Raw genomic sequence first — 11317 nt, forward strand, 5'->3', positions numbered from 1 at the left:
TCGGGTGTTCAGCCGGACCGGTCGTCCGTCAGGAGGAGAAGTCGGCGACGTTCTTCTCGGTGACGACCTTGACCGGGACCTTCACCAGGCTGCTGAGCTTCTCGCCCTTGGCGGCCTTCACCGCGTTCTGCACGGCCAGCTTGCCGAGTTCCTTCGGCTGCTGGGCCACGGACGCGAAGAGGGTGCCGCCCTTGACCGCGGTGAGGCCGTCGGGGGTGCCGTCGAAGCCGACGACCTTGACCGATTTGCCGGCCTTGTCGCCGAGCGCCTTGATGGCGCCGAGGGCCATCTCGTCGTTCTGGGCGAAGACGCCGGTGACGTCGGAGTGGGCCTGCAGCAGGTTGGTCATGACGTCCAGGCCCTTGGTGCGGTCGAAGTCGGCGGCCTGCTGGGCCACGACCTTGATGCCCGGGTAGGCCTTGATGCCCTCGTTGAAGCCCTGGCCGCGCTCGTTGGCCGCGGAGGTGCCCGCGGTGCCCTGGAGGACGACCACGGTGCCCTTGCCGCCCAGCGAATCGGCCAGGGTCTTCGCGGCGAGCCGGCCGCCGGCGACGTTGTCGGAGGCGACGGTGGTGGCGAGCTCGGCCTTGTTGACGCCGCGGTCGGCCGCGACGACGGGGATGCCGGCCTTGTTGGCGGCCTTGACGGAGGGGCCGGCCGCGTCGGAGTCCACCGGGTTGACGATGATCGACTTCACGTTCTGGCTGGTGAAGTTCTGCAGCTGGTTGGCCTGCTGCGACGCGTCGTTCTGCGCGTCGGTGACGGTCAGGTCGACGCCCTCCTTCTTCGCCTCGGCCTGCGCGCCCTCCTTCAGCTGCACGAAGAAGGGGTTGTTGAGGGTGGAGACCGACAGGCCCACCTTGACGTCGGAGGACGAGCCGGAGCCGGAGCCGGAGTTGCAGGCGGTCGCGGTGAGCGCGAGGGCGGCGACGGCGACGGTGGTGGCGGAGACGAGCTTGGTGCGCATGGGAGTTCCTTGCTGGTGTGGTGCGGAGAAGAAGAAGGGGTCCGGGGTGCGCGCGGCGGTCAGCCGCGGCGGCGCAGAGTGTCGAGCAGGACGGCCAGCGCGATGACCGCGCCGATGACGACCTGCTGCCAGAAGGCGGAGACCGAGAGCAGGTTGAGGCCGTTGCGGAGGACGGCGAGGATCAGCGCGCCGATCAGCGTGCCGGACGCCTTGCCGACGCCGCCGGAGAGGCTGGCGCCGCCGATGACGACCGCCGCGATGGCGTCCAGCTCGTAGCCGTAGGCCGCCTGAGGCTGCGCCGAGGCGAGACGGGAGGCGAGCACGATGCCGGCGACCGCCGCGAAGAGGCCGGACAGCGCATAGATGATGATCTTCTGGCGCTTGACCCGGATGCCGGAGAGGCGGGCCGCCTCCTCGTTGCCGCCGATCGCGTACATGGCGCGGCCTATGTAGGTGCGGCCGAGGATGATCGCCGTGGCGGCGCCCGCGACGATCATCACCAGGACCGGGACCGGCAGCCAGCCACCAATGGTGTCGCCCAGGTGGGAGACGGAGTCGGGGAAGGCGATGGGGCTGCCCTGGGAGATCACCAGGGTGAGGCCGCGGCCGATCGAGAGCATCGCGAGGGTCGCGATGAACGGCGGCAGCTTGCCGAAGGAGATCAGCAGGCCGCTCAGCAGGCCGCTGGCGACACCCGTGGCGACGGACAGCACGACCGCCAGCCACACCGGCAGGCCCGCCGAACTCGCGCTCCAGGCCAGCACCGTCGCGGAGAGCGCCGCGACCGAGCCCACGGACAGGTCGATGCCGGCCGCGACGATCACGAAGGTGGAGCCGAAGGCGAGGATGGCGACGACGGCCGCCTGGACGCCGACGTTGAGCAGGTTCTGCGTGGACAGGAAGTCGCCCGAGAGGAACGACAGTGCCACGAGCAGGACCACCAGGGCGCTGAGCGCGCCGTTGTTGAGGAGCACACGGCGTGCCGCGGCGACGCCGCCCGTGTCCGTACTGCTTTTGAGCGTGTCAGTGGCCACGGGAGCCCTCCACATCCTTCGTTGCTGTTGCGTTGCCGCCCTCGGCGGGCGCTGTACCGACGGCCAGGGCCATGACGGAGTCCTGGGTGGCCTCGTGCGCGGGGAGTTCACCGGCGATCCGGCCCTGGGACATCACCAGGACGCGGTCGCTCATGCCCAGCACCTCGGGGAGGTCGCTGGAGATCATCAGCACCGCGTGGCCGGAGGCCGTGAGCTGATTGACGAGCTGGTAGATCTCGACCTTGGCGCCGACGTCGATGCCCCGGGTCGGCTCGTCGAGGATGAGCACCTTGGTGTCGGCCAGCAGCCACTTGCCGATGACGATCTTCTGCTGGTTGCCGCCCGACAGAGTGCGCACGTGCTGGTGGAGCCCGGCCATGCGGACCTTGAGCTGCCCCGAGATCCGGTCCGCCTCCTTGCGCTGCCCGGCCCGGTCGACGAACCCGGCGCGGGTCGCCCGGCCGAGGGTTACCAGGCCCAGGTTCTCCTGGATGGTGGCGTCCAGCACCAGGCCCTGGCCCTTGCGGTCCTCCGGCACCAGGCCGATGCCCGCGTCCATGGCGGCGTTGACGTCGTGGCGGCGCAGCCGCTTGCCCAGTACCTCGATCGTCCCGGAGTCGTACGGGTCGGCGCCGAAGACCGCGCGGACGACCTCGGTGCGCCCGGCCCCGACGAGCCCGGCCAGACCCACGACCTCGCCGGCCCGCACCTCGAAGGTCACGTCGCGGAAGACGCCGCCCCGGGTGAGGCCCTCGACCCGCAGCAGGGGCGCGCCCGCTTCGGCGCGCTCGCGCGGGTACTGCTGCTCGATGCTGCGGCCCACCATCAGCCGGACCAGTTCGTCCTCGATGGTGCTCGCGGGCACCTGGGCGACGCTGCGGCCGTCGCGCAGGACGGTGACGCGGTCGCCGAGGGCGGCGATCTCCTCCAGATGGTGGGTGATGAAGACGATGCCGACGCCGTCCTCGCGCAGCTGGCGCACGATCCGGAAGAGCTTGTCGACCTCCTCGCTGGTGAGCACCGCGGTCGGCTCGTCCATGATCAGGACGCGCGCCTCAAGGCTGAGCGCCTTGGCGATCTCCACCATCTGCAGGCGGGCGATGCCCAGTTCGGAGACCGGGGTGCGCGGGTCGACGTCGATGCCGACCCGGGCCAGCAGGGCGGCGGCGTCCGCGTTCATCTGCTTGCGGTTCACCAGGCCGAATCGGCGCGGCTGGCGGCCCAGGAAGATGTTCTCGGCGACGCTCAGCGCCGGGACGAGGTTGAACTCCTGGTAGATGGTCGCGATGCCCAGTTTCTCGGCGTCCTGCGCACCATGGATGCGCACCTCACCGCCGTCGACGAGGATCCGGCCCCCGTCGGGGCGGTTGGCGCCGGAGAGCATCTTGATCAAGGTGCTCTTGCCCGCGCCGTTCTCGCCGAGCAGGACGTGCACCTCGCCTCCGCGCAGGTCGAAGTCGACGCCGTCGAGGGCCACCACACCGGGGAAGACCTTGCGGACGCCCTCCATGCGGAGGAGCTCGGGGCTGCTCGTGCTCAACGGGGGCTCCCTTCGGACGCGCCGCAGGAGCGGCGGACAACGAGACGGGCGGACACGGTGACCGACGGCGCCGGCCTGCCCTCCACCCGGTCGATCAGCGAGCGCACGGCCGCGCGGCCGAGCTCGCCCGTGGGCTGGGCGATCGCGGTGATCGGCGGATCGGTGTGGAGGAACCACGGGATGTCGTCGAAGGCGGCGAGCGCGATGTCGTCGGGCACGCGCAGGCCGCGGGCGCGGATCTCGTCCATGGCGCCGAGCGCCATCAGGTTGTCCGCGGCGAAGACCACGTCGGGCGGGACCGGCAGGTCCAGGAAACGGGCTGTCGCCCGGCGCCCGCTGTCGGCCTGGAAGTCGCCCTGGCCGATGTACTCGTCGGGCAGCGGCAGACCGAAGGCGGCCAGCGCCTCGCGGAAGGCGCGCACCCGCTCGCGGCCCGTGGTGGTCGCGGCGGGGCCCGCGATGATCGCCAGACGGCGGTGGCCCAGGCCGTGGAGGTGGGCGACCAGGTCGCGCACCGCGTCGCAGCCGTCGGTGCGGACCACCGGGACGTCGTTGCCGATGCCGGGGATCCAGCGGTCGACGAAGACCATCGGGGTGCCGGAGCGCACCGCGTCCAGGATCAGCGGGGAACCGCCGTCGGTCGGGCTGACCAGCAGCCCGTCGATGCGTCGGTCCAGCAGCGTGCGGATGTGGTGGTCCTGCTGCTCCGGCCGCTCGTCGGCGTTGCCGATGATCACGCTGTAGCCCAGCGCCCTGGCCTCGTCCTCCACCGAGCGGGCGAGCTCGGTGAAGAAGGGGTTCAGCACGTCGCTGATGACCAGGCCGAGGGTCCGGGTCTGGTCGGTGCGCAGTGAGCGCGCCACCGCGTTGGGTCGGTAGCCGAGTTCGGCCACGGCCTCCAGCACCCGGGTGCGGGTGTCCGGGCGGACCGCCGGGTGGTCGTTGAGCACGCGGGAGACCGTCGCGACGGAAACACCGGCGCGTGATGCCACGTCCTTGATGCTCGCCACCCGTCCCACCTCCTCATGGAATCGATTACAAAGAGGATTGGAATCGATTACATGCTTCGAGGCAAGAGCATGAAACCGGATCGTTACATTCCGGGGGGTCGGCCGGGCGGAGTTGTCCACAGGCCGCGGCGGCCTGTCGGGGCCGGGCGGTACCGTCGGATCACGACGCAGATCCGAGGAGGTGGCCCGCGCCGTGGGGGAGTTGAGACCGGCCGTCGTCGAGGGCGTCCTCGAGCGGATCACGTACGCGAACGAGGAGAACGGGTACACGGTCGCCCGGGTCGACACCGGCAGGGGCGGCGGCGACCTGCTGACCGTGGTCGGCTCGCTGCTGGGCGCCCAGCCGGGCGAGTCGCTGCGCATGGAGGGCCGTTGGGGCTCCCACCCGCAGTACGGCAAGCAGTTCACCGTGGAGAACTACACCACCGTCCTCCCGGCGACGATCCAGGGCATACGGCGCTACCTCGGCTCGGGGCTGATCAAGGGCATCGGCCCGCGCATCGCCGAGCGGATCGTCGAGCACTTCGGCACCGACACCCTGGAGGTCATCGAGCGCGAGCCGGCCCGGCTGGTGGAGGTCCCCGGGCTGGGCCCCAAGCGCACCAGGCTGATCGGCGCCGCCTGGGAGGAGCAGAAGGCCATCAAGGAGGTCATGGTCTTCCTCCAGGGCGTCGGCGTGTCCACCTCGATCGCGGTGCGGATCTACAAGGAGTACGGGGACTCGTCGATCTCCGTGGTCAAGAACCAGCCCTACCGGCTGGCGGCCGACGTCTGGGGCATCGGCTTCCTCACGGCGGACCGGATCGCGCAGGCCGTCGGCATCCCGCACGACAGCCCCGAGCGGGTCAAGGCCGGTCTCCAGTACGCGCTGTCCCAGGCGACCGACAACGGCAACTGCTTCCTGCCCGAGGAGCAGTTGCTGTCGGACGCCGTGAAGCTGCTCCAGGTGGACACCGGCCTGGTCATCGACTGCCTCGCGGAGCTGGCAGGCGAGGAGGGCGTGGTCGTCGAGCCCGTGCCCGCACCCGACGGCGGTGGCGACCCGGTGCGCGCGGTGTACCTGGTGCCCTTCCACCGGGCGGAGATCTCCCTGGCCGGCTCGCTGCTGCGGTTGCTGCGCGGCACGGAGGACCGGCTGCCCGCCTTCCGCGACGTGGACTGGGACAAGGCGCTGACCTGGCTCGCCGAACGGACGGGCGTGGACCTCGCCCCCGAGCAGCAGCAGGCGGTGCGGCTGGCGCTCACCGAGAAGGTCGCCGTGCTGACCGGCGGCCCGGGCTGCGGCAAGTCCTTCACGGTCAAGTCCGTGGTGGCGCTGGCGCAGGCGAAGAAGGCCAAGGTCGTGCTGGCCGCGCCCACGGGCCGGGCGGCCAAGCGGCTGGCCGAGCTGACCGGGGCCGAGGCCTCCACGGTCCACAGGCTGCTGGAGCTCAAGCCGGGCGGCGACGCCGCGTACGACCGGGAGCGGCCCCTCGACGCCGATCTGGTCGTCGTCGACGAGGCCTCGATGCTCGACCTGCTGCTGGCGAACAAGCTGGTCAAGGCCATGCCGCCGGGAGCCCACCTGCTCTTCGTCGGTGACGTGGACCAGCTGCCGAGCGTCGGCGCCGGCGAGGTGCTGCGCGACCTGCTGGCCGAGGGGGGCCCGGTCCCGTCGGTGCGGCTGACCCGCATCTTCCGGCAGGCTCAGCAGTCCGGCGTGGTGACCAACGCGCACCGGATCAACTCCGGAGCGCATCCGGTCACCCAGGGGCTGGACGACTTCTTCCTCTTCGTGGAGGAGGACGGCGAGGAGACGGCCCGGCTCACGGTGGACGTGGCGGCCCGCCGCATCCCCCGCCGGTTCGGCCTCGACCCGCGCCGTGACGTCCAGGTGCTCGCCCCCATGCACCGCGGTCCCGCGGGCGCCGGCGTGCTGAACGGCCTCCTGCAGCAGGCGGTCACCCCGGCCCGCCCCGACCTGCCGGAGCGGCGTTTCGGCGGCCGGACCTTCCGTGTCGGCGACAAGGTCACACAGATCCGGAACAACTATGAAAAAGGCGCCAATGGCGTCTTCAATGGAACAGTGGGGGTCGTCACCTCCCTGGATCCGGTGGAGCAGCGGCTCACCGTGCTGACCGACGAGGACGAGGAGATCCCCTACGACTTCGACGAGCTGGACGAGCTGGCACACGCCTACGCGATGACGATCCATCGGTCACAGGGCAGCGAATATCCCGCCGTCGTGATCCCTGTCACCACCGGGGCGTGGATGATGCTCCAGCGGAACCTGCTCTATACCGCTGTTACCCGGGCAAAGCGATTGGTGGTGCTCGTGGGTTCGCGCAGGGCGATCGGCCAGGCGGTCCGCACCGTCTCCGCAGGCAGACGCTTCACGGCTCTCGACCATCGGCTGGCGCGGGCGGCAAAATAGGCACTGGGTGCCACCATTCGGCTCCTCGACCGACCCCGAGTGCACGTGGTCACGCCAAATGGGGGACAGTAGGGGTAGTCAGGGCACCTACCAACCTCGAAGAAGAGGCACGACGTCGGTGAGGGAATGACGTGAGCGACAACTCTGTAGTACTGCGGTACGGGGACAGCGAGTACAGCTACCCGGTGATCGGGGGCACCGTTGGGGACAACGGCTTCGACATCGGCAAGCTGCGTGCCAACACCGGCCTGGTCACCCTGGACAGCGGCTACGGCAACACCGCGGCCTACAAGTCCGCGATCACCTACCTCGACGGCGAGCAGGGAATCCTCCGCTACCGCGGGTACCCCATCGAGCAGATCGCCGAGCGCGGCTCCTTCCTGGAGACCGCGTACCTTCTCATCAACGGTGAGCTCCCCACCGTCGACGAGCTCGCCGCCTTCCGCGGTGACATCACGCAGCACACGCTCCTCCACGAGGACGTCAAACGGTTCTTCCAGGGCTTCCCGCGGGACGCCCACCCGATGGCGATGCTGTCCTCCGTGGTCAGCGCGCTGTCGACCTTCTACCAGGACAGCCACAACCCGTTCGACGAGAAGCAGCGCTACCTGTCGACGATCCGGCTCATCGCCAAGCTGCCGACGATCGCGGCGTACGCGTTCAAGAAGTCGGTCGGCCACCCCTTCGTCTACCCGCACAACGACCTCGGCTACGTCGAGAACTTCCTGCGGATGACCTTCGCCGTGCCCGCCGAGGAGTACGAGCTCAACCCGGTCGTCGTCGACGCCCTGGACAAGCTCCTCATCCTCCACGCGGACCACGAGCAGAACTGCTCCACCTCCACCGTCCGTCTGGTCGGCTCCTCGCAGGCCAACCTGTTCGCGTCGATCTCCGCGGGCATCAACGCACTGTGGGGCCCGCTGCACGGCGGCGCCAACCAGAGCGTGCTGGAGATGCTGGAGGCCATCCAGGCCGACGGCGGCGACGTGGACGCCTTCATCCGCAAGGTGAAGAACAAGGAGGACGGCGTCCGCCTGATGGGCTTCGGGCACCGGGTCTACAAGAGCTTCGACCCCCGGGCGAAGATCATCAAGGCCGCCGCCCACGACGTGCTCTCCGCGCTCGGCAAGTCCGACGAGCTGCTGGACATCGCGCTGAAGCTCGAGGAGCACGCCCTCAGCGACGACTACTTCGTCTCGCGCAACCTGTACCCGAACGTCGACTTCTACACCGGCCTGATCTACCGGGCCATGGGCTTCCCGACCACGATGTTCACGGTGCTCTTCGCGCTCGGCCGGCTCCCCGGCTGGATCGCCCAGTGGCACGAGATGATCACCGAGCCGGGCTCCCGGATCGGCCGTCCGCGCCAGGTCTACACGGGCATCGTCGAGCGGGACTACGTCCCGGTCGAGGCCCGCTGACGCGAGCGCCCCGCGCAAAGAGAAACGCCCCGCGCCGAATCCCCCCACGGGTTCGGCACGGGGCGCTCCCGTTTCCCGGAGCGGATCCCCCCACGGGTCCGTACCGGGCGTTCTTTGGGTGCGCTCGCCCAGCCGGGACCAGCCACCCGGGAGGGCCGCTCAAAGCTCTCCGGGCAGTTCGCCCCGGCATGGCGACCGGGCTGTCCCCCAAAGACAACCCGCTCATCATCTCACCGAGTCCGCCGGGAGCCCGGTGTCTTCGCTCGGTTAGACCCCCTCGTAAACCAAAAGGTTACGTTCCAGCCAGTGTGATCTCGGTCATGTCTACGCATCTTCTACGCCATCCGCATCATGGCTGACCCCCGTGTCGGTTGCGCACCCGGGGTCCCGTAACGTGCTGTCCCTTCTGGAGGGGCGGAGCGTGATGTCGCAGAACGCAAGTGTGGGCCGGCACGTCGTGGTGACCGGCGGGGGAACGGGCATCGGCCGGTCGGTGGCCACCCTCTTCGCCGAGGCCGGCGACCATGTGACCATCGTCGGCCGGCGCCGCGAGGTGCTGCGGGCCACCGCCGACGACCTGCGCTCCCGCCATGGTTACGACGTCACCCCGGTCGTCTGCGACCTCGCGGATCCAGACGACGTGGAGGCGACCCTCGCACGGCTGCCCCGGCGCATCGATGTCCTGGTCAACAACGCGGGCAGCAGGGAACTGGCGATCGGGGCCGGCCCGCACGGCGTGCTGGCCCGCTGGCGCGGCGACTTCGAGCGCAACGTCCTCACCGCCGTCCTGGTGACCGAATCCGTACGTGACCGACTTCCCGAGGGCGGCCGGGTCATCACCGTCACCTCCGTGGCCGCGCTGCGCGGCGGAGGCTCCTACGGGGCCTCCAAGGCCGCCCTGCACGCCTGGAACCACTCCCTGGCGGCCCAGCTCGGTCCGCAGGGCGTGACCTGCAACATCGTCGCCCCGGGCACGGTGGCGGGCACCGAGTTCTTCGGCGCCCGGCTCGACGCCGCCGAGCTGACCCGCAGGGCCGGCCGGACCCTGGTCGGCAGGGTCGGACGGCCCGAGGACGTCGCCTCCGCGGTGGTCTTCCTCGCCTCCCCGGAGGCCGGTTTCATCACCGGGGAGATCCTGCAGTGCAACGGCGGCGAACTGCTCGGCCGCTGAGCCGCCGCACGCCGGGGCCGCCCGGGCCGCGGGGAGTACGCCGGGTGTACTCCCCGAGCCAGAGCCGGAGCCCTCGGCCCCGTACCTGAGGATGAGGCGCCCCCGGGAAAACCCTGGGAATGCCCCGATCCCGGCGAAATCGCCTTGCCCCCTTCGTCGCCGCCCTGCGAGTTTTGAGGTCTGGGACGGGACACGGGGGACGGGCCGGGGCGGGAAGAGGGGCGGCCGTATGGACGTTTTAGGCATCGTGTCGGCCCTCGACTTCACCGCGGGCCTCGAGGGGTACCTGCGGGACGGACACGTCTTCTGGGCGTACGCGGTGCTCGCCGCCACCACCGCGCCGCCCCTGGTGCCCAACGCGGCGCTCCTGGTCACCGGGGGCGTGCTCGCCGCCCAGGGGCGGCTGTCCCTCGCGCTCGTCCTGCTGGTCGTCGCGGGCAGCGCCCTCGTGGGCGACCTGCTGATCCACCGCACCGGCCGGGCCGTCAGCGGGCGCGTCCTGACCAGGCTCTACCGGCGGCCGCGCCGCCGTGCGCTGCTGGAGTGGGCCAGTGTCCGGATACAGCGGCATGGTGTGCCCTTCGTCGTCGCCGTCCGCTTCCTGCCCAGCGGGCGGGTGGTCGGCGGCCTGTCGGCGGGCATCGTGCGCTATCCGGCCCGCCGCTACGTGATCGGCGCGGGCGTGGCCGAGGCGGTCTGGGCGACGTACTCGGTGGGCCTGGGCTACTTCGGCGGGCTCGCCCTGTCCAACTCGCTGTACGCCGTCGCGCTGGGCCTCGGTGTCTCCCTGGCCGTGGCCGGGGTCGGCAGCGTGGCGCAGATGCTCTCCGGGCGCCGCTCGGCCCGGGCGGGTGCGGCGTCGCCCGGACGTGTGGTGGCCTCCGGCGGCGCCGTGCCCGGCGGTGCGGGCGCACCGGAGGCGGACGCGCCGAACGAGGAACCGGCGGACCGGGCGCTGCGGGGCTGAGGCGGGCCGCCGGGGGAGTGGGGGCCGTGCGGTCCGCGGTCTCAGGCGGTGGCGGCGGGGGCCCGGCCGGGTTCGGTTATCGCGACGGCCCCGGTGCCGACGTGCGGGGCGAGGTAGCCGTAGAGCGCGGCCTTGACCTCTGCGACGTACGCGTCCCGCTCGGCGCCCTCGTGCGCCAGGATCAGGGCAAGGCCGGCCTTGAACAGGCCGAAGGCCATCGCGGACACCCGGCCCCGTTCGACGGCCGACAGGGCGGGGGCGCGCAGGCCGAGCAGGTTCTCCACGCGCTCCAGCAGGGAGCTGTGCAGCACGTCGTGCTCCATGACGACCGTGCCGGGGACGTCGCTGTCGTGCACGAGGGCGAGGAAGGCGGGGTTCTGGCAGTTGAACTCGATCATCGGGTCGACGATGACCTCGAGCATCTCGCGCAGCGGGAGCGAGGCGTTCTCGGGGGTGAACAGCTCCCCGTGCCCCTCGCGCATCCGCTGGTTGAGGATGCCGCCCAGCTCGATGGCGATGGCCTCCTTGTTCGGGAAGAACTGGTAGAGCGTGCCGGGGGACACGCCCGCCTCGCGGGCGATCGCGTTCGTGGTGGCCGCGGTGTAGCCGACCTTGCAGAACACTCCGGCGGCCGCCTCCAGCAGCTGCGCCACGCGCCGTTCGCCGCGGGCCTGCCGGCGTCGAGGCCTCTGCTCCTCAGGCACGTGTAATCCCCAATCACTGTTGACAAACACGAGTGGGCGCTCGCATTCTGAGGAAACGCGAGTGATCGCTCGTGTTCGCCATTTTACGGC

Annotated in this window: 7 protein-coding genes and 1 pseudogene; 4 read left to right on the forward strand and 4 right to left on the reverse strand. The window is 70.7% G+C overall.

Annotated elements, in window-relative coordinates; all coding sequences use genetic code 11:
• Positions 1 to 28 precede the first annotated feature (28 nt).
• The 3 genes and pseudogenes from OIE69_RS25540 to OIE69_RS25550 all read right to left on the reverse strand — a co-directional run bounded on the left by OIE69_RS25540 (position 29) and on the right by OIE69_RS25550 (position 4551).
• Positions 29 to 2001: pseudogene (locus OIE69_RS25540) on the reverse strand (ABC transporter permease/substrate-binding protein).
• A complete protein-coding gene (locus tag OIE69_RS25545; RefSeq protein ID WP_326581411.1) occupies positions 1991 to 3511 on the reverse strand; it encodes a sugar ABC transporter ATP-binding protein in 1521 nt (506 codons plus the stop codon). The pseudogene OIE69_RS25540 and the gene OIE69_RS25545 overlap by 11 nt, the downstream one beginning before the upstream one ends.
• Positions 3512 to 3537: 26 nt before the next feature.
• Positions 3538 to 4551: a LacI family DNA-binding transcriptional regulator gene (locus OIE69_RS25550; protein ID WP_326575975.1), complete on the reverse strand. Its 1014-nt coding sequence runs from the start codon at positions 4549 to 4551 to the stop codon at positions 3538 to 3540.
• A gap of 193 nt (positions 4552 to 4744) precedes the next feature.
• Here OIE69_RS25550 and recD2 point away from each other — a divergent pair, with 193 nt between their 5' ends.
• The 4 genes from recD2 to OIE69_RS25570 all read left to right on the forward strand — a co-directional run bounded on the left by recD2 (position 4745) and on the right by OIE69_RS25570 (position 10523).
• Positions 4745 to 6964: an SF1B family DNA helicase RecD2 gene (gene recD2 / locus OIE69_RS25555; protein WP_326575977.1), complete on the forward strand. Its 2220-nt coding sequence runs from the start codon at positions 4745 to 4747 to the stop codon at positions 6962 to 6964.
• A gap of 131 nt (positions 6965 to 7095) precedes the next feature.
• Positions 7096 to 8385: a citrate synthase gene (locus OIE69_RS25560; RefSeq protein ID WP_326575979.1), complete on the forward strand. Its 1290-nt coding sequence runs from the start codon at positions 7096 to 7098 to the stop codon at positions 8383 to 8385.
• 424 nt (positions 8386 to 8809) lie between these two features.
• Positions 8810 to 9556 (forward strand): SDR family NAD(P)-dependent oxidoreductase, encoded by a 747-nt coding sequence (locus OIE69_RS25565; RefSeq protein ID WP_326575981.1) that lies wholly within the window; start codon positions 8810 to 8812, stop codon positions 9554 to 9556.
• 229 nt (positions 9557 to 9785) lie between these two features.
• Complete coding sequence (locus OIE69_RS25570) at positions 9786 to 10523, forward strand: DedA family protein (RefSeq protein WP_326575983.1); 738 nt, start codon at positions 9786 to 9788, stop codon at positions 10521 to 10523.
• A 41-nt stretch (positions 10524 to 10564) separates the two neighbouring features.
• On the opposite strand, the gene OIE69_RS25575 is transcribed toward OIE69_RS25570, so the two are convergent.
• On the reverse strand, positions 10565 to 11227 hold the full coding sequence (locus OIE69_RS25575; protein WP_326575985.1) for a TetR/AcrR family transcriptional regulator: 663 nt from the start codon (positions 11225 to 11227) through the stop codon (positions 10565 to 10567).
• Between the last annotated feature and the right edge of the window lie 90 nt (positions 11228 to 11317).

The sequence above is a fragment of the Actinacidiphila glaucinigra genome (genome assembly GCF_035918135.1).
Classification (GTDB): Bacteria; Actinomycetota; Actinomycetes; order Streptomycetales; family Streptomycetaceae; genus Actinacidiphila; species Actinacidiphila glaucinigra.

What these genes read in the sequence shown, in the direction of transcription:
- OIE69_RS25545 (WP_326581411.1), bottom strand. Translation starts at nt 3,511, where the DNA reads ATGGAGGGCGTCCGCAAGGTCTTCCCCGGTGTGGTGGCCCTCGACGGC.
- OIE69_RS25565 (WP_326575981.1), top strand. Translation starts at nt 8,810, where the DNA reads ATGTCGCAGAACGCAAGTGTGGGCCGGCACGTCGTGGTGACCGGCGGG.
- OIE69_RS25570 (WP_326575983.1), top strand. Translation starts at nt 9,786, where the DNA reads ATGGACGTTTTAGGCATCGTGTCGGCCCTCGACTTCACCGCGGGCCTC.